The sequence below is a fragment of the Betaproteobacteria bacterium genome, from assembly GCA_016709965.1.
GTDB classification, from domain to species: Bacteria; Pseudomonadota; Gammaproteobacteria; order Burkholderiales; family Rhodocyclaceae; genus Azonexus; species Azonexus amarohabitans.
Genome location: JADJLT010000001.1, coordinates 1544352 through 1561516, shown reverse-complemented (window position 1 = coordinate 1561516; position 17165 = coordinate 1544352). Strand labels below are relative to the sequence as shown.

The window sequence follows — 17165 nt, the reverse complement described above, 5'->3', positions numbered from 1 at the left end:
GGCTTAGCGCTGCCGATCCGCCGGGGTCAGGGGCTTGGGCTGAACTTCCTGGTCATCGACCAGCCTTCCTGCGCCGCTGACAATAACCAGTTCGCCGGCTTCCACGCCTCCGGCGAGTGCAACGCCATCCTCGCGAAACCTGGCAACCTGAACAGAGCGCGTGAGAACTTTGCCATCCTTGACGATATGTACCATTGGGCCGTGCCCGAGGTCGATGACCGCGCTTAGCGGAACCAGCAAGGTTGACTCGGCGCTACCGTCCAGCGCGACACGGGCCGTCATGCCGAGACGGACTTCCGGCGGTGCCTTGGGTATGCTGATGCGCGCCGCGTAGGTGCGGGTTGCAGGATCGGCTGCAGGTGAAAGCTCCCGCAATTCGCCGTGCATGGCGATTTTCGGGGCGGCCCACAGGCTGACCACGAGATTTTTTGCCGCCTTCAGTTCAGCGATCCGGTTTTCCGGAATCGAAATGGCTACCTCTTTTTCATCCGGTCGAGCAATGCGCAACACGGTTTGGCCTGCGCCGACCACCTGTCCCGCTTCGGCAACGACTGCGGTGACAACGGACGGGGTTTCGCTACTCAAGGTTCCATACACAGACTGGTTGCCGGCTATCCGGCTCTGCGAACGGGCTTGCTCCAGGCGAGCCCTGGCACTGCTGAGTGCATTATTTTTGGCATCAAATGCCGCTTGACTGACAAATTTACGGGAGAGCAGATCGGCGTATCGTTCGCGTTCAGATCGGGCGGTGGTGTGGTCGCTTTCTGCAGCGCTTAACTGCGCGCGAGCGGCGCTTGCGGCAAGTTCCAAATCATTGGGATCGAGGCGGGCAAGTGGCTGTCCGGCCTTGACTTCGGCCCCTGCATCGACCAGCCGCGCTACGATCTTGCCACCTACGCGGAAGGAAAGGTCGATTTCATGTCGGGCGCGGATCTCGCCCGTATAGACAGCGCTTGTGGAGGGCGTCTCGGCCGCTGCTTGTACCAAAACAACCCGAGCTGTTGATGGCGGTGGGTCATTCTCCTGACAGCCGGTCAAGAGCGCGGTTGCGCCAAGCAGCAGCGGTATAAAGCATGCGGTGGTCTTGAACATTGTTCCGGGTCCGGTTGCCAGACCTGCATGATAATGAACGATTGGTCAGTAACGCAAGTTGTCATCAGGATTGAGCCTCAACTGGCTACAATATCGGGCATGAATGTCACTCACGCTTCCTTTGCCGGCCTCGATTTGCTGGCCTCTGCCGTGCTGTTGATCGATGAGCAGCTCGCTATCCGTTACGTTAACGCGGCGGGGGAAAATCTCCTGGCGGTGAGCAGCCGTGCGGTGATCGGTAAAACCTTGTCCGCAGTGTGTACCTGCTCGGCGACCCTTCAGGGGGCTCTCAATAATGGCTTGCTCAATAACTGGGGTTACACCGGTCAGAATGTCGAATTGAAGCGCAGTGATGGTGAAGTGCTTCACATCAACTGCACGGTTACGCCGTTGCGTCCGGATATCGCGCCGGGGGTTCGCCTGCTGCTTGAGTTGCAGCCGATTCAGCACCATCTGGCGTCGACGCGAGAAGAGCGTCTGATCGAGCAGCAGCAGGTCAGTCGTGAACTGATCCGTAATCTGGCCCACGAAATCAAGAATCCACTGGGTGGCATTCGGGGGGCGGCTCAATTGCTGGAGCATGAGTTGGGCAATCCATCGCTCAAGGAGTACACGCAAGTCATCATCAAGGAAGCTGATCGTCTACAGGATCTGATGCAGCGCCTTCTTACGCCGCATCGGGCCATGTTGCCGACGACGGTCAATATTCATGAAATTCTGGAACGGGTGCGCAGCCTGTTGACGGCTGAATTCCCCGGGTCTCTGCATTTTCAGCGGGACTACGATACCAGTCTGCCGGAGTTGATTGGCGACCGCGAACAGTTAATCCAGGCTGTGCTGAATATAGCCAGAAATGCGGCACAGGCCATGGGCGGTGAGGGGGATATCGTGCTGCGAACCCGATCCTTGCGGCAGGTAACGCTAGCCAAAAAATGTTATCGCCTGGCTTTGGAGATCAAGGTCATCGACAACGGCCCGGGGATTCCCGAAGCGATCCGTGAACGGATGTTTTACCCTTTGGTTTCCGGGCGTGAGGGAGGGAGCGGTTTGGGGTTGACCATCGCCCAGAATTTTATCCAGCATCATCACGGAACCATCGATTGTTTCAGTCGGCCCGGTAATACGGTCTTCACGCTGAAGCTGCCGGTCGAGCAGGCTTGAGTCTTGCTTTGGTGGTAGTCATACCGATGACAAGATGAGCCACGAAAATATGAAACCTGTCTGGATCGTAGACGACGATCGCTCCATCCGCTGGGTCTTGGAAAAGACCCTCGCGCGCGAGGGAATTCCGTTTAAAAGCTACGCATCGGCTAGCGAGGCTATTTCGCAGCTTGAACAGGGTATCGAGCCGCCACAGGTGCTGCTGTCTGACATCCGCATGCCGGGGCAGTCCGGTCTGGAGTTGCTGCAGGAGGTTAAAACTCGATTTCCGTCGGTGCCTGTCATCATCATGACGGCCTATTCCGATCTGGAAAGTGCAGTGGCTGCCTTCCAGGGAGGCGCCTTCGAATACCTGCCAAAGCCATTCGATGTTGATCAGGCGGTTGAGCTGATTCGACGAGCCATTGATGAATCGATGCACCAAAGCGGTGCAGCCGAGGAGGAGGGCTTGGTCCCGGAGATACTTGGTCAGGCGCCTGCCATGCAGGAGGTCTTTCGGGCCATCGGTCGACTCGCGCTCTCTCACGCTACGGTGCTGATCACAGGCGAGTCAGGGTCCGGCAAGGAATTGGTGGCGCGTGCCCTGCATCGCCATAGTCCGCGAGCTGACAAGCCGTTTATCGCGATCAATACGGCGGCCATTCCGAAGGATTTGCTTGAGTCCGAACTATTCGGGCACGAACGTGGGTCTTTCACCGGCGCTCAGACCCAGCGTCGTGGACGTTTCGAGCAAGCGGAAAGCGGTACGCTGTTCCTTGATGAAATCGGCGATATGCCATCCGAATTGCAGACGCGGTTATTGCGGGTGCTGTCTGACGGACACTTTTACCGAGTTGGCGGACATTCCCCGATCAAGGCAAATGTACGGGTCATCGCCGCTACGCACCAGAATCTCGACACGCGTGTCAGAGATGGCCTGTTCCGCGAAGACCTGTTTCACCGCCTTAACGTGATTCGCATTCGCCTGCCGGCATTGCGTGAGCGCCGTGAGGATATTCCGCTGCTGACCCGGCATTTTTTGCAAAAAAGTGCACGGGAGCTCGGTGTCGAAACCAAGAGACTGTCTGATCCAGCGCTCAAGTATCTAAGCGGTCTGGATTTTCAGGGTAACGTCCGTCAATTGGAGAATCTGTGTCACTGGCTGACTGTGATGGCACCAGGGCAGCAGGTCGAGATAGGTGATCTGCCAGGAGAGTTGCGCGATGCGACGCCATCATCGTTGGCGACCGACTGGGAAAGTGCGCTCGCTGGCGAAGCTGATCGAATGTTGGCGCGTGGTGTGCCGGATATTCATGGTGTTCTTTCACAGGTCTTTGAGCGCATCCTGATTTCGCGCGCACTGGCGCACACGGGTGGTCGGCGGATTGAGGCAGCGCAGGCACTTGGGATTGGCCGCAATACCATTACTCGCAAGATCGCTGAACTGGGCATCGACGGCAGCAAGGATCACGCGGCGGAGTAAAATCCGCTGCATGACACTGATAGACCCCGTATTGCTGAAGGGAAGGCTGGGTATTCTGGCCGGCCGCTTCAATGTTGACGCGCTGGATGAGTGCGATTCGAGCAGCAGTGAATTGATGCGTCGTGCTGCGCATGGTGTGCCGGATGGAACGGTAATCGTGGCCGACAAGCAAACTGCTGGTCGCGGTCGACGAGGGCGAAACTGGTTGTCATCGCCGGAATCCAGTCTGACATTCTCGGTGTTATGGCGCTTCTCGGGCAACGCAGCAAGCCTGAGCGGATTGTCACTGGCGGTTGGTGTCGGCTTGGCGCGTGCAATGGAGAGTCTGGGTGCTGCGGGGGTTTGTCTGAAGTGGCCTAACGATGTGCTGCTTCGTTCTGGTGATGGTTTCGCCAAGCTGGCCGGCGTTTTGATTGAGGTTGTTTCTGATCGGCGTGGAACACAGGTGATTGTCGGCATTGGCCTCAACTTGGCGCCGCCGACGGATGATCTCCCGCAGCCGGCGGCTGGTTTGAGCCAGGCTTGTCGACACCCCCTCGATCGACACGATGTATTGGTGGCAATCCTGGTTCAACTCGCTCGTGTTTTGGACGATTTCGCGGTCGACGGCTTTTTTGGCCTAAAAACGGAATGGCAGCGTTATCACGCCTGGCAGGATTTGGTGGTGCAAATCCTTGGGGAGGGTGCGGTGCCGAAAATCGGACGTTGCCTGGGTGTCGATGCCGACGGCGCGCTCCTGCTTGACGTGACCGGCGATGTCGAGCGCATATTTTCAGGTGATGTCAGCCTGCGTCGAGCATGATTGTCTGTCTCGACAGCGGGAATAGCCGCATCAAATGGGGCGTACATGATGGCGCACAGTGGCTGGCCCAAGGCGCAGTTGCTCATGCCGATGTTGAGCAACTGGCGCGTCTGCTTCTCGATTGGCCAAATCCCGATAAAGTGGTACTTGCCAATGTGGCAGGTACGGTGGCCGGGGGGCGGATTCGTGAACAGCTTGGCAGGTGGTCGCCTGTGTTTTGGGAGGTGACTTCCGAATTTTCGCGATGTGGCGTAACCAATCGCTATCGAAATCCCGAGCAACTCGGCGTCGACCGCTGGTGCGCGCTAATCGGTGCGCGCGGCATGAGCCATTCGGCGGTGTTGGTGGTCATGGCGGGTACGGCAACCACGATCGACACGATGAACGCCGAAGGTGAATTTCTCGGTGGTTTTATTTTGCCTGGGCCGGAGTTGATGCGGCGATCGCTGGCACGTGAAACGGCAGCCTTGCCATTTGCGAATGGTGGGTATGCCGCTTACCCGCAGTGTACCGATGATGCAATAGTTTCGGGGGGGCTTGAAGCGCAGGCCGGGGCGATAGAGCGAGCATTTGTCCGCCTGGCAGATGGTGGCGCCTGCTGTTTGTTGTCGGGAGGAAACGCAGAGCTGATTGGGCATCATCTTGTTATTCCTCACAAGGTCACGCACAATCTTCCGCTTGATGGCTTGAAGCGGCTGGCGCTTGAGCAATAACCAGAAAAATGACGATGGAAATTGTATCGGTCGCTGATCTCAAGATTGGCATGTTCGTTGCGGAGCCTGATTGTCCTTGGACAGAGTTCAACTTTGCCTTCCAGGGCTTTGTTATTTCCACGCCGGATCAAGTGGATATTTTCCAATCCAAATGCCGTTTCGTTTACATCGACCGTACACGTTCGTTAAATGAACACTATGTCCCAACGAAGCACGAAAAAGATGCACCACTAAAGGCTTCGCCATTTCAGAGCGATCGCATTGACGAACGGAAATCTAGCCAGCATGAAGCCATGTCGCTTACTTCGGAAAAGCGCCAGTCACGTCGGCGCCGTTTTCTGGATTTTCTGCACAGCCAAAGCGACAATGATCAAGCTAGAGAGCTGTCTCGGGAGCTTGCACGCATCGAGCCTCAATACGATATTTTGGCAAATGCCTTGCAGGACGCATTCAAGTTGTTTTCCGATGGGCAGGAAATCGATATCGCGCTTATTCGCGAGGGCTTAAGCGAAATTGCGGGCAGCCTGCAACGCAATCCCGACGCAGTGATGTGGTTGCTTCGGCTAAAGCAAAATGACCAGTACAGCTTCGATCATGCGATGGACGTGGCGGTCAACATGATTCTACTCGGGACCCATGTTGGCTGGCGCGATGAGCGCCTGCTCGAACTGGGGCTGACAGGAATGATGCAGGACATCGGCAAAATACAGCTTCCCCATGAATTGCTGTCTAAAAAGGAGCCATTCTCGGTCGCCGAGCTTAAAGTGGTTCGTTCGCATGTTGCGAGTTCGCTGGAAATGCTTTACTCACAGGCAAATTTGCCGCATGGAGTAATTCTCACGGTGTCTCGCCATCATGAGCGCTGGGATGGCAGCGGTTATCCGCGCGGGTTGAAATTCGAACAGATTGGCTTGGCAGCGGAGATTGCCGGCCTCGCTGATTCCTTCTGTGCCATGCTCAAGGACAAGCCCTACCGGACAGCGCTCGGTCATCAGGAGGCGCTCGAGGAATTGCACAATTTGCGAGGCAAACTGTTTAGTCCGGCCCTGATGGAGCAATTTGTTCAATGTGTCGGCCTTTATCCGATTGGCACACTGGTTGAACTGAATACTGGTGAGGTAGGGGTGGTTATCCAGCAAAATCGAGTTAAGCGCTCGAAGCCGCGCGTGGTTGTAATGTTGGATGCAGCAAAGATACTGGTGCGTTCTTACCGTGTCGTTGACCTGCGAGAAGACGCGAATGCCGCGCTGCGAATTGCCAAGGCCTTGCCACACAATGCCTACGGACTGGCTGGCAATGACTACTACCTCGGCTAGCGCCGGCTATATCGACTACGCAGCCTTTGGCTTGAGTCCAGAGGATCTGCGTTCGCTCAGAGCCCTAACGTCAGTGTGGAAGGATGCATTGATGTGGGTGGCAGAGCGATTTGGCAGCAGTGGAGCACTCCAGAAATTTGTCGAGCGTACCGCTGAACTGCCATTATCGATCGCAGATATTGGCTGGCAGCGTGAATGGCTGCATTCTTGGCACAAGCTGAGCAGCAGTGGGTTTTCCCTCGCAGATATGTTTAGTATGTTCAATCATGCGGTAGCACGCTGTGAAGCAGATTTGTTCGGCGATATGCAGCAGGTGGGCCGAATTCAGCTGGATCTGTTGGCCATCCTCCGACGTAGTGTGGTGGCTGCTATCAGTTGTGCCATTGAGCTTGGGGAGGAGGCCAGACTTTCCGAGATCGGGTTGTCTGGCGAGTTCGTGGCCATGCGTCGGCTGCAGGAAATGGCCAAGGCTGATCGGGCTGTCGCCGTCCTATCGGTTTCGCTGGTCAATCGACGAGCGTTTTCGCACTTTTCGGCAGCAGAACTGCAAACCATTCCAGGTTTATTGACCGAGCAGCTGAAGCGCTTGCTCCGTCCAGAAGATCAGGCCTTTGTCGGCCATGAAGGCGAGTGGATTCTGCTTTTGCCTGAAGTGAAAACAATGGCCCAGCCGGTACTGGCGGCGACGCATATTCGACGGGCGTTTGACGAGCCGGTCGTCTTGCTGAGTGGTCGTACTGTGATGCTTGATGTTGAGATTGGAATGGCAATGCTGCCGGAGCACGGGAGCGACGCAGAGGAGGTCATTCTTGCCGCACGTCTGGCCAGAGCGAGTGTGCAAGGGGCGAACGAGGCTTTTGCGTTGTTTGACCTCGGCATGCGACAACATTGGTTGCTGCGCAATGAGCTTTCCGAGGAATTGAGACAAGCCCTGCGCCATGAATCTCTGATGCTATACATGCAACCTCAGGTCAATGCTGCTAGCGGGCAATGTTTTGGTGCTGAATTGCTTTTGCGCTGGCGTCGGGGAAACGGTGACTGGGTGGCGCCACCGATCATCGTTGAACTTATCGAAGAAAATGGCTGGCGAACCTTGTTCACCGACTGGTTGATCCGGGCCGCCTTGCGCCAGTGTGCGGCTCTGGATGCTGCGGGCGTCAATATCTCGCTTTCCCTTAACCTGACCGCGGGCGATCTGCTTGATCCAGACCTTCCCGAGTTGGTCGCGCAGTGCCTTGAAGCCTGGCGGATTCCTGCTGGACGATTTACCTTCGAGTTGACCGAATCCGCCATGATGGGCGATCGTGAGCTTGGTTTGTCGGTGATGAAGAAGCTGCGCGAACTTGGGGTGCGCCTGGCATTGGATGATTTCGGTACCGGTTATTCTTCATTAAGTTATCTGGCGACTCTGCCGATCAATGAAATCAAGATTGACCGTTCATTCGTAATCAACATGTCGGCGTCTGCCGAAGGGTTGCGGATTGTCCGCGCCATCATCGACCTTACGCATGACTTGGGGATGTGCTCGCTGGCTGAAGGTGTCGAGAGCATTGAGCAACGCGATCAGTTATTGGCGCTCGGCTGCCAGGATGCGCAGGGTTACCTGTATGGCAAGCCGATGCCGCGGGACGAATTCATCACTTGGTATTTCGCCCGTTCAGCTTGAACAAATGTGGGTCAGCGGTGACAATCGGCTGTCATTGTTCCCGGGATATTCCATGTTCGATCCGGTTATCAACAGTTTGCCAGCCTTTGCAGGCTATTTCGCGACGGCTATCGTCCTGCTCGCCGTATTTTTGGCGTTGTATGTCCTTGTCACGCCATACAACGAACTACGCCTGATCCGCGAGGGCAATACAGCGGCCGCTGTTAGCCTGGCCGGCGCGATTGTTGGCTACGCCTTGCCGATTGCCGTGTCCGTGGCGGCCAGTCATAACATCTACGTGATGATCGGCTGGGGCGTTGTGGCTTGTGCCGTACAGCTCATGGCTTACATAGTGGCGCGATTTGCCCTGCCCCAGATCAATTTGAATATTCCGCAAGGCAAGCTTGCCTCCGGAATATTTCTCGCTTCACTTTCCCTCGGCGTTGGCATTCTTAATGCCGGTTGCATTGCCTGATCACTCAAGGAGAATTTCATGGCTTTGATGGACTTCATCAAGAAGCAGTTTATCGACATCCTTCAATGGACCGAGGGTGGCGACGGTACGCTGGCTTGGCGTTACCCGATGGCGGAAATGGAAATCCAGAATGGCGCCAGTCTGACGGTACGCGATTCGCAGGTGGCAATGTTCGTCAACGAAGGTACGGTGGCCGATGTCTTCGTTCCTGGCATGTACAAGCTGACGACACAGACGCTACCGGTCCTGACCTACCTGAAAAACTGGGACAAGCTGTTCGAGTCCCCATTCAAGTCGGACGTCTATTTCTTCTCGACGCGCACACAGCTTGATCAAAAGTGGGGCACCCCCAATCCGATCACGATCCGCGACAAGGAATTCGGCATTGTTCGCCTGCGCGCCTTCGGCATCTATTCGTATCACCTGACTGATCCGAAGACCTTCTATCAGAAAATTTCCGGCACCCGCGATACCTACACCCGGGAAGAGCTGGAAGGTCAGCTGCGCAACACGATGGTGGCCGGATTGACTGACCTGTTCGGCGAATCCGGAGTGCCATTCATTGACATGGCGGCCAACCAGGATGAGTTCGGCAAGGCCATGCTGGCCAAGGCTGCGCCGATGTTCGCCGAATACGGCTTGGTGCTGGATTCGCTGGTTGTCCAGAACGTCTCGTTGCCGGAAGAATTGCAGAAGGTTCTCGACCAGAAGATCGGCATGAACATGATCGGTGACATGCAACGCTTCACGCAGTACCAGGTTGCCAACGCCATTCCCGAGGCGGCAAAGAACGAAGGCGGCATGGCCGGCATGGGCGTCGGTATGGGGGCGGGCATCGGTTTTGGTCAGGTCATGGGGCAGGCAATGGCATCGGCCGCACAACCCGCCAGCGCGGTGGCGGCCTCGGTGTCAGCAGACGAAGTCGTGGCTACCCTTGAAAAGCTGCATGGGCTGGTCGAAAAAGGCATTCTGAGCCAGGCCGAGTTCGATGCCAAAAAAGCGGAATTGCTCAAAAAATTGAGTTGACCGCAGCAACGTGGCTTTAAGCGCCCAATGTCCATCCTGCGGGGCGCCGGTTGTTTTCAAGTCGGCGTCCTCGGTCTTTGCCGTCTGCGAATACTGTCAGAGCATGCTGGTTCGTCACGACCAGAATCTGGAAGACATCGGCAAGATGGCGGCGCTGGTCGAGGATCGTTCGCCGCTGCAACTGGGAGCGGAGGGTAGCTATCAGGGGGTTCATTTCGCGCTGATCGGACGTATCCAGATCGAGTACAGCCAGGGAACGTGGAACGAATGGCACCTGCTGTTTGACGACATGCGGAATGGCTGGTTGTCGGAAGCGGCTGGTGAATATGTGCTTTCCTTCATGCAGCAGGTTCGGGAACCTTTGCCGGATTTTGACCAGTTAAAGATCGGGCAGCGGATTTCCCTCGCTAGCCAGGCATGGACCGTCAGCAATATCGAAAACGCCGAATGCATCGCAGGTCAGGGTGAGTTGCCATTCAAGGTTGGTGCCGGCTACCCCGTTGCTGCGGTCGACCTGAGAAATCAGGCAAATTTCGCAACACTGGATTATTCGGAAACTCCACCGTTATTGTTTGTCGGCGAGGCGGTCGACTTCCGGTCGTTGCGGATGAGCAATCTTCGCGATGGCATGGCCATTCCGACAAAGATGGTCGAAGCTCGCGTTTTCCGTTGCCCAGGTTGCGGCGCTCCGATGGCGGCTCGTTCGCAGGAAATCCTGGCGGTAGGCTGCGCTTCCTGTGGTGCAGTGGTCGATGCGACGGACCAGAGTTACAAGGTCTTGTCGAAGTCGCTGGGGATGCGCGATGAGCGGTATACGCCGCGCGTGCCGCTCGGTAGCAAGGGACTTCTGGAGGGCAAGGCGCTTGAAGTGATCGGGTTTCTCGTCAAGCAATGCCGGGTCGATGGCATTGCCTACGACTGGAGCGAATACCTGCTGGCTTGCGAAAATGGCACCTATCGCTGGCTGACTGAATACAACGGTCACTGGAATGTCGTCGATGTGCTGTCCAAACCGCCGGCCGGCGGGATCGTTGAACTGGAGAACGTTCGCTTTGGCGGGCAATCGTTCAAGCATTTTTCGACATCGCCTGTTGTCGAGGTGATTCAGGTTACCGGGGAGTTTACTTGGCGGGTGAGGCGGGGCGAAACCAATCGCGTGATTGATTACGTGGCGCCTCCGTTGATGTTGTCCAGCGAATCGACCGGCAACGATTTGACCTGGTCGCAGGGCAGCTACGTCGAGCCGCAAGTGATTGCGGAGGCTTTCAAACTGAAGGACATCCTTTTTCGGCCGATCGGGGTTTTCGCCAATCAACCGAATCCCTGGGGTGAGACAAATCGACGGATATGGGGCTTGTCCTGGAAACTGGCCTTGGCAGCCATGCTGCTTCAGGCTTTTTTTGTGTTGTTTTCCAGCGGCAAATTATTGCTGCGGCAGGATTTTACGTTCGAGCCACAGCCAGGAGCGGAGGTCCAGACCCGCGAATTCGAGATTTCCGGCAAGCCACGCAAGATAGCCGTAAAGAACCGGACTTCACTCGACAACAACTGGATTGGACTCGACATGGTGCTGGTCAACAAGAACACCGGCGCAGCCTGGCAGGCGGGACGCGAATTGTCGTTTTACAGTGGCTACGACGATGGGCGATGGACTGAGGGCAGTCGGGACGACGAAATCGTCTTCCTGAATATTCCGGCCGGCACCTACTATCTGACGCTGGACCCGGATATGGCACAGGACAAGCCGGTAGCGGTGCGCGATACCCTCGAAGTGCGTACAGCCGGTGCGGGCTGGTCAAATTTCGTGCTGGTGATGATCTTTATCATCATCTTTCCGGTCTTTAGCGCCATGCGCCATGCCGCCTTCGAGGCGCGTCGCTGGGCCGAAAGTGATCATGCGCCGGAGAGCGCTGACGATTCAGATGGGGACGACTGATGTTTGACAAGTTCACACTCGCCTCCGGCGTCTTTGCATTGTTACTCTTTGTCTATGCCCAACAGCAGGGCTGGAGCATGTTTGATACGGTGGCAAATTCGGGGCATGGCGCTTCTGGCAGCGGCCGGACTTATCACAAGTAGCTGGTCAATCTCCGCCACCGCACCCGCCGCCACAACCACCGCTGTCGCCATCAGATGCGCCGGAGTCTCCGGCGCAACCGCTGCCATCACCGCCGCATCCGATGTGGCTGGCGCAATAACCTGAACCGGTACCACCACTCGCTGCCAGGCAATCAAGCTGATAGATGAATCCGCCGGCGATACCGAGGGACGCATCCAGCGCAAAAAGGCGGGGCAAACGCTCCGGACTTTTTTGATTGATTTTTTCGTGCGCACAGGCCAGGCGCCAGGCGCGCCGAATGCCATCGCCGGCTTGCGTCGGCGTGCTCATTGCCTCAGCCGGCGTGTGGTGAAGGAATCGCCCGAAGGCATGGCGGCAGAATTTGTCGTACTGGCGAGTGAACAAAATGAACTCGTGCCAGGCATCGTCGGCCACTTGCGATGGCATGGCGACCATGCGTCGTCCCGCCTTGCGGCAGAGCTGAAAATAGTCGCTCAGTGCAGCGAAAACCTCGATGCGTTGTTCGACTGTCAGTTCCGGGCGGCGGGCCGCCAGCCGCTGGTCGAGAATGCGATGAAGTGGATAGGTGTTGATGTAAGCCTCACGCCGCTGCCGACACCAGTTGCGCCAAAGCAGCACGGCTGCCAGTGCCAGCAGCAGGACGAGGATGAGCTTGCCCATCAGGTATTGATGTCGAAGCAGAGATATTTGATTTCCAGATAATCCTCGATGCCGTACTTCGAACCCTCACGGCCAAGGCCGGATTGTTTGATGCCGCCGAACGGTGCGACCTCGTTCGAAATCATCCCTGTATTGACACCGACCATGCCGTATTCAAGCGCCTCGCCGACGCGCCAGCAGCGGCCAACATTGCGGGTAAAGAAATACGCTGCCAAGCCGAACTCGGTGTCATTGGCCATGGCGATGGCCTCAGCCTCCGTCTCGAAACGGAAAAGCGGCGCCACCGGGCCGAAGGTTTCTTCGCGAGCTACCTTCATCTCGGTCGTTACGTCAGCCAGCACGGTTGGCTGGAAGAAATTGCCGCCGCGCTCGTGACGGGCGCCACCACACAGCACGCGAGCCCCCTTGCCGACGGCATCGGCCACATGGGCTTCGACCTTGCTCAGGCCGGCCGCATTGATCAACGGACCCTGTACGACGCCAGCCTCGGTGCCATCGCCCACCTTCAGGCCGCGGGCCTTCTCGGCAAATTTTGTCGCGAACTCCTCGTAGATACCGGCTTGCACCAGAAAGCGGTTGGCGCATACGCAGGTCTGGCCGGTATTTCTGTATTTCGCCGCCAAAGCGCCGTCGACCGCAGCATTTAAGTCGGCGTCGTCAAAAACGATAAAAGGCGCGTTGCCGCCGAGTTCAAGCGACAGTTTTTTGATGGTCGGGGCACATTGCGCCATCAGCAGTCGGCCAACACCAGTCGAGCCGGTGAAAGAGAGCTTGCGGACGATCGGGTTTGCGCAGAGCTCCCCACCAATATCTGCTGGTTTGCCCGTGACAACATTGAAAACGCCGGGGGGGAACCCCGCTTCCTCGGCCAGCACGGCCAACGCCAGCGCCGTGAGCGGCGTGGCTTCAGCCGGTTTGACGACCACCGGGCAACCCGCGGCCAGGGCCGGCGCAACCTTGCGGGTGATCATGGCGAGCGGAAAGTTCCAGGGCGTGATCGCGGCGCAGACGCCGATCGGTTGCTTGATGACAATCAATCGAGTGTTGGCTGCCGGGCTAGGAATGCTTTCGCCGTAAGTCCGTTTGCCTTCTTCCGCAAACCACTCGATAAATGATGCGCCGTAGATCACTTCGCCTCTGGCCTCGGACAAAGGCTTGCCACATTCGGCCGTCACCAGTTGCGCCAGATCCTCGGCATTGTCGACGATGAGTTTGAACCATGCCTGAAGCAATTGGGCGCGGCGGCGAGCGGTCAGCCCTCGCCAGGCCGGCCAGACCGCATCCGCCGCCTCGATGGCGCGACGGGTTTCGGCGGCGCCGCACAACGGCACATCACCCAGCGTGTTTCCCGTGGCGGGGTTGATCACGGACAGTCGGGCACCGCTGTCGGCTTCGACCCATTGCCCGCCTATCAGGTTGCTTGACCGCAGAAGTTCTGTATTCTGTAGGTTCATGGTCTTGAAAATTCCTGTAAAAACGGTAAGTTACGAGTTGTTCCTAGAAAGCACACCAGCTACATGCGACTTCCGCGACTGTTTTCAATTTTTCTGTCGATCTTCCTGTTGGCCGCCTGCGGTACTGCGGAGCGGCGTACATCCGGCTCGACGGAAACTATACGTCCGGTCAGCCAAGTGGGCAACGAAGTGGTGTTCTACGCCTTGGGCTTGATCGATACCGGTTACCGTTTTGGCGGCAAGAACCCCGAGGCCGGCCTGGATTGCAGCGGGATGGTCAGTTATATCTATGGTCGGGCAGCCGGCCTCAAAGTGCTGGGTAGTGCTGCTGACATTGCCCGCAATGGGCGGCCAATCGCGCAAGGAGAACTGCGGCCGGGCGATCTGGTCTTCTTCAATACGATGAATCGATCCTACTCGCATGTCGGTATATACATCGGTGATACACGCTTTATTCACGCGCCGTCCACCAATGGCAAGGTTCGCATCGACAAGCTTAGCGATCGCTATTATGCGCAGCGTTTTGAAGAGGCGCGCACGTTGTTAGATTAAAGTCTAGTTGGCTTAATTTTCCACGGCAGAGGCGAACCGTTGGCGTAATTCATCAAGGTCGTCGTTCGAAATGCCCAGGAAGGCGAGTGCACGCTCGAGCAGATTGGTATCAACTTCGCTAGTGTCACCAATGATTTCGTCGAGAAGGTGTTCAGCCACCTGAGTCACTGCGATTAATGACAGGGCGCCGCCGGGCAAGCTACGATCCGGTAAATCATAGACATCCTTTTCGTGGTGAAAACGGATAGCCTGGCCGAGCAAGGGTGGAAGTCCCCAGTTACGCACCAGCAGTGAACCGACGATGGAATGGGTGCAAGGGAAGTATTGCTCTTCGGCATCGCTCAGCATCCTCCCTTCGCTGCGGCAGCCCTCGAGAACATCGGCGTAATTTGGGAAGCGACGCATCAGCAGAGGTATGGCCGCGTTGTGAAAAAGCGCATAGGTGTACGCCGCATCGGCAGAAATGCCATATTGACGGCGAGCAACCAAACTCGATGCCAGGGCGAGCTGCATCGTTCGCCTCCAGAAATCTTCGACCCAGGCGGCAGGCAAACCGGTAACACTGGCACGGAGTGCAGAAGCGACGACCACGCAAACAACATTCTGGATGCCCAGGCGTTCAACCGCCTTGCGCACGCTCACCACCCGATTATTCGCACCGAACAGTGGCGAGTTGGCAAGTTTAAGGGCGGCAGCCGACATGCCGGCATCGCTGCCAATGATATCGGCCAAACGGCTTAAATCCGGCTCATCCTTCTGAGCCTCTCGCATTGCATCAGTGACCATTCCTGGGCAGGTCGGGATATCGATGCTGCTCATCACTTTCTCTACAACATCGTGCGACAGTTCCTGATTGATCTCATTTGACATGTTGTTTTTACCGAATCAAGCAAACTTGTAGATTTGTAGGAGCTTAATCCGGTTTTGAGAATGGACGCAAGTCGTACCCAGAGGGTAGAATGCCTCCCTCCCATGCGCCCGTAGCTCAGCTGGATAGAGTACTGCCCTCCGAAGGCAGGGGTCGGGGGTTCGAATCTCTCCGGGCGCACCAGAATTTCTCTTAAAATCAAGCTATTGAGCCATCCTCTCGGGTGGCTCTTTTGCTTTGTACGGATGCTGTACGGAAATCAGCCCTTTGCTTTGAGTCTGTTTTGCCGTGTTAAAGCGTAATGGAGTCTGAAGTCGGTTGATTACTCGCACCTGTCTTTTTGCTTGGCCGCTTCCTCGGCGTATCAGCGCCACCACGCTTGAGCGGCTGTACGTGGTCGATAACGTAGCCAGGGCACGCGCCGCTTGAAGTCTCCGTCGAAAGGCTCGGCGGCTCGCGCTTCAAGTCGGCTGTTGCTGCTCGTGGGGTACTGTAGCGTGGGTCGTAGCGACTTGATCGGCGGCTCTCCCGCGGTAAAGCATTGAAGCCTCCTGTGTTGGCTGTCGCGTTCTTCTGCTGTCCTGCCTCGAGAGAAATTAACTCTTCCAGGACGGCGGGACTCCAAGCAGCCTCTTTTTGGCAAACTCAAGGAACTCAACCACACTCTTGGATAAATCCTCCAGCGCTGAAATTAATGCTTTGGTGACTTCCGGGGGGTCATTCGCATTCAGGCTTTCGACCACTTCTGCAGCTATTTCATGAAATGTTGCGTGGAGAGCCCTTGACCGGATATGGAAGTCTTCGCCTAGTAGCTCAAGTGATTCAATACTGCCAAACCACTCGCCTAGGGCGCATGCCGTGTCGTCTCTCGCTGTTTCCGGGTCAAAATCCTTCGTCAGTGTACCGGCGAGCACTGAATGAAAATCAGCCACCCAGCGAAGGTGGCGTCGAATCGCGTTGTCGATGATGTCTAGGGTCATTGCGTAATTGTGACGCAGAATTGAACGTGGTTGATCGAAGCGTGATTGCTGACGGTTTCTTTTTTTGGCTGCTTCCATGGTCTACCACTCCAAATTGATAAGATGTATTTTTGAACAACATTGGGGCGTCATGAGTGACCTGAAAGAAAGTTTTCGACAGCAACGCTATCTAGTCCGTTGCGAGGTCGATGGAACGACCTACCAGGGCAATTATTGGGTGGCTGGAATGATTCTGGTTGTTTCAACGTCAAAGGGTGGCGCCAGCACCCAGCTTGCGAATAGGTCGCCCGAGAAACTAGCAATGAAATTGCTGCAAAAGCTGGCAAGCGAAGGGAGGGCGTAAGTGCTTGCGTTGGCCATTGAGCCGTGCGTGGTGGAACCTGATGCAAGTAACAGCAGCGACGAAAGTGTTCAGCCGGGGCTAGTCAAGCCATTGTTGCGTGGGGCAACTTAGCTAGTACTGTCGTTGGTGGTATTTAGGATGGGCACGCCTCACCACTGTTTTTGGATCACGGCTTTTTTGAATTCATCCGGTGATGGATTCGGCCACCAATCGCATCCTTTACCTACCGCCATTGCTTGAAGGATGATCTGGGTGTAGCCGAGGTTGGCCGAAAGCAACGACCGAAGAGCACGGGAAAATGTGCTCTTCGGTCGTTGCTCATTAGCCATCGTGACATGCTCATTCGGTGCTACTGCCGAGGCGACGGCTCTTTGGTATGGTATTTGCATTTTATTGCTCGGCAATCTTCTTTCTGAATGAGGTGACTATCATGCTATCGCCCGAAATGCTTGCAGCACTGGGATGTGGCGCTGTTTTGCCTTACTTTGGAGAGGCGCTCTGGAGCTGGGCCAAGGCTAAACGAGGCACCAGAGCCG

At 56.4% G+C, this 17165-nt stretch carries 17 protein-coding genes and 1 tRNA gene; 12 read left to right on the top strand and 6 right to left on the bottom strand.

What is annotated here, in order from left to right:
• Window positions 1-3 precede the first annotated feature (3 nt).
• On the bottom strand, window positions 4-1092 hold the full coding sequence (locus IPJ12_07730; protein MBK7647031.1) for an efflux RND transporter periplasmic adaptor subunit: 1089 nt from the start codon (window positions 1090-1092) through the stop codon (window positions 4-6).
• 99 nt (window positions 1093-1191) lie between these two features.
• Here IPJ12_07730 and IPJ12_07725 point away from each other — a divergent pair, with 99 nt between their 5' ends.
• From IPJ12_07725 to IPJ12_07680, 10 genes are read left to right on the top strand one after another with little or no spacing between them, the layout of a single operon-like run.
• Complete coding sequence (locus IPJ12_07725) at window positions 1192-2253, top strand: PAS domain-containing protein (GenBank protein ID MBK7647030.1); 1062 nt, start codon at window positions 1192-1194, stop codon at window positions 2251-2253.
• 49 nt (window positions 2254-2302) lie between these two features.
• Entirely contained in the window at window positions 2303-3715 is a 1413-nt protein-coding gene (gene ntrC, locus IPJ12_07720; protein MBK7647029.1) for a nitrogen regulation protein NR(I), read from the top strand.
• A gap of 10 nt (window positions 3716-3725) precedes the next feature.
• Window positions 3726-4517: a biotin--[acetyl-CoA-carboxylase] ligase gene (locus IPJ12_07715; GenBank protein MBK7647028.1), complete on the top strand. Its 792-nt coding sequence runs from the start codon at window positions 3726-3728 to the stop codon at window positions 4515-4517.
• A complete protein-coding gene (locus IPJ12_07710) occupies window positions 4514-5230 on the top strand; it encodes a type III pantothenate kinase (GenBank protein MBK7647027.1) in 717 nt (238 codons plus the stop codon). The genes IPJ12_07715 and IPJ12_07710 overlap by 4 nt, the downstream gene beginning before the upstream one ends.
• A 14-nt stretch (window positions 5231-5244) precedes the next feature.
• Window positions 5245-6546 carry an HD-GYP domain-containing protein gene (locus tag IPJ12_07705; protein MBK7647026.1) on the top strand — a complete coding sequence of 434 codons (1302 nt, stop codon included), beginning with the start codon at window positions 5245-5247 and terminating at the stop codon, window positions 6544-6546.
• Complete coding sequence (locus tag IPJ12_07700) at window positions 6527-8212, top strand: EAL domain-containing protein (GenBank protein ID MBK7647025.1); 1686 nt, start codon at window positions 6527-6529, stop codon at window positions 8210-8212. The genes IPJ12_07705 and IPJ12_07700 overlap by 20 nt, the downstream gene beginning before the upstream one ends.
• A 52-nt stretch (window positions 8213-8264) precedes the next feature.
• A complete protein-coding gene (locus IPJ12_07695) occupies window positions 8265-8666 on the top strand; it encodes a DUF350 domain-containing protein (protein MBK7647024.1) in 402 nt (133 codons plus the stop codon).
• A gap of 18 nt (window positions 8667-8684) precedes the next feature.
• Window positions 8685-9692 (top strand): SPFH domain-containing protein, encoded by a 1008-nt coding sequence (locus tag IPJ12_07690; GenBank protein ID MBK7647023.1) that lies wholly within the window; start codon window positions 8685-8687, stop codon window positions 9690-9692.
• Between the two features lie 10 nt (window positions 9693-9702).
• Window positions 9703-11628, top strand: coding sequence for a DUF4178 domain-containing protein (locus tag IPJ12_07685; protein ID MBK7647022.1), 1926 nt, complete (start codon window positions 9703-9705; stop codon window positions 11626-11628).
• Window positions 11628-11771 (top strand): hypothetical protein, encoded by a 144-nt coding sequence (locus tag IPJ12_07680; GenBank protein ID MBK7647021.1) that lies wholly within the window; start codon window positions 11628-11630, stop codon window positions 11769-11771. The genes IPJ12_07685 and IPJ12_07680 overlap by 1 nt, the downstream gene beginning before the upstream one ends.
• A gap of 4 nt (window positions 11772-11775) precedes the next feature.
• Here the strand turns inward: IPJ12_07680 and IPJ12_07675 are convergent, their stop codons facing one another.
• Together IPJ12_07675 and IPJ12_07670 are read right to left on the bottom strand one after the other, a co-directional pair.
• Window positions 11776-12432: a hypothetical protein gene (locus IPJ12_07675; GenBank protein ID MBK7647020.1), complete on the bottom strand. Its 657-nt coding sequence runs from the start codon at window positions 12430-12432 to the stop codon at window positions 11776-11778.
• The gene (locus tag IPJ12_07670; protein ID MBK7647019.1) at window positions 12432-13886 is read right to left on the bottom strand and encodes an NAD-dependent succinate-semialdehyde dehydrogenase; all 1455 of its coding nucleotides are present in this window, start codon (window positions 13884-13886) and stop codon (window positions 12432-12434) included. The genes IPJ12_07675 and IPJ12_07670 overlap by 1 nt, the downstream gene beginning before the upstream one ends.
• A 63-nt stretch (window positions 13887-13949) precedes the next feature.
• On the opposite strand from IPJ12_07670, the gene IPJ12_07665 reads away from it, so the two are divergent.
• On the top strand, window positions 13950-14438 hold the full coding sequence (locus IPJ12_07665; protein ID MBK7647018.1) for a C40 family peptidase: 489 nt from the start codon (window positions 13950-13952) through the stop codon (window positions 14436-14438).
• A 12-nt stretch (window positions 14439-14450) separates the two neighbouring features.
• Here IPJ12_07665 and IPJ12_07660 read toward each other — a convergent pair whose 3' ends face one another.
• Window positions 14451-15308, bottom strand: coding sequence for an HDOD domain-containing protein (locus tag IPJ12_07660; protein MBK7647017.1), 858 nt, complete (start codon window positions 15306-15308; stop codon window positions 14451-14453).
• 104 nt (window positions 15309-15412) lie between these two features.
• Here IPJ12_07660 and IPJ12_07655 point away from each other — a divergent pair.
• Window positions 15413-15489: transfer RNA gene (locus IPJ12_07655), tRNA-Arg, on the top strand.
• Window positions 15490-15902: 413 nt separating this feature from the next.
• Here IPJ12_07655 and IPJ12_07650 read toward each other — a convergent pair.
• The gene (locus tag IPJ12_07650) at window positions 15903-16364 is read right to left on the bottom strand and encodes a CZB domain-containing protein (protein MBK7647016.1); all 462 of its coding nucleotides are present in this window, start codon (window positions 16362-16364) and stop codon (window positions 15903-15905) included.
• 414 nt (window positions 16365-16778) lie between these two features.
• On the bottom strand, window positions 16779-16958 hold the full coding sequence (locus IPJ12_07645) for a hypothetical protein (GenBank protein ID MBK7647015.1): 180 nt from the start codon (window positions 16956-16958) through the stop codon (window positions 16779-16781).
• Window positions 16959-17165: the final 207 nt, after the last annotated feature.

Bases quoted from the DNA above. Each gene is read 5' to 3' on its own strand.
- IPJ12_07690 (MBK7647023.1), top strand. From the start codon at position 8,685: ATGGCTTTGATGGACTTCATCAAGAAGCAGTTTATCGACATCCTTCAA.
- IPJ12_07715 (MBK7647028.1), top strand. From the start codon at position 3,726: ATGACACTGATAGACCCCGTATTGCTGAAGGGAAGGCTGGGTATTCTG.
- IPJ12_07680 (MBK7647021.1), top strand. From the start codon at position 11,628: ATGTTTGACAAGTTCACACTCGCCTCCGGCGTCTTTGCATTGTTACTC.
- IPJ12_07670 (MBK7647019.1), bottom strand. From the start codon at position 13,886: ATGAACCTACAGAATACAGAACTTCTGCGGTCAAGCAACCTGATAGGC.
- IPJ12_07675 (MBK7647020.1), bottom strand. From the start codon at position 12,432: ATGGGCAAGCTCATCCTCGTCCTGCTGCTGGCACTGGCAGCCGTGCTG.
- IPJ12_07660 (MBK7647017.1), bottom strand. From the start codon at position 15,308: ATGTCAAATGAGATCAATCAGGAACTGTCGCACGATGTTGTAGAGAAA.
- IPJ12_07705 (MBK7647026.1), top strand. From the start codon at position 5,245: ATGGAAATTGTATCGGTCGCTGATCTCAAGATTGGCATGTTCGTTGCG.
- IPJ12_07700 (MBK7647025.1), top strand. From the start codon at position 6,527: ATGACTACTACCTCGGCTAGCGCCGGCTATATCGACTACGCAGCCTTT.
- IPJ12_07710 (MBK7647027.1), top strand. From the start codon at position 4,514: ATGATTGTCTGTCTCGACAGCGGGAATAGCCGCATCAAATGGGGCGTA.
- ntrC (MBK7647029.1), top strand. From the start codon at position 2,303: ATGAAACCTGTCTGGATCGTAGACGACGATCGCTCCATCCGCTGGGTC.
- IPJ12_07730 (MBK7647031.1), bottom strand. From the start codon at position 1,092: ATGTTCAAGACCACCGCATGCTTTATACCGCTGCTGCTTGGCGCAACC.
- IPJ12_07725 (MBK7647030.1), top strand. From the start codon at position 1,192: ATGAATGTCACTCACGCTTCCTTTGCCGGCCTCGATTTGCTGGCCTCT.
- IPJ12_07650 (MBK7647016.1), bottom strand. From the start codon at position 16,364: ATGGAAGCAGCCAAAAAAAGAAACCGTCAGCAATCACGCTTCGATCAA.
- IPJ12_07695 (MBK7647024.1), top strand. From the start codon at position 8,265: ATGTTCGATCCGGTTATCAACAGTTTGCCAGCCTTTGCAGGCTATTTC.
- IPJ12_07665 (MBK7647018.1), top strand. From the start codon at position 13,950: ATGCGACTTCCGCGACTGTTTTCAATTTTTCTGTCGATCTTCCTGTTG.
- IPJ12_07645 (MBK7647015.1), bottom strand. From the start codon at position 16,958: ATGGCTAATGAGCAACGACCGAAGAGCACATTTTCCCGTGCTCTTCGG.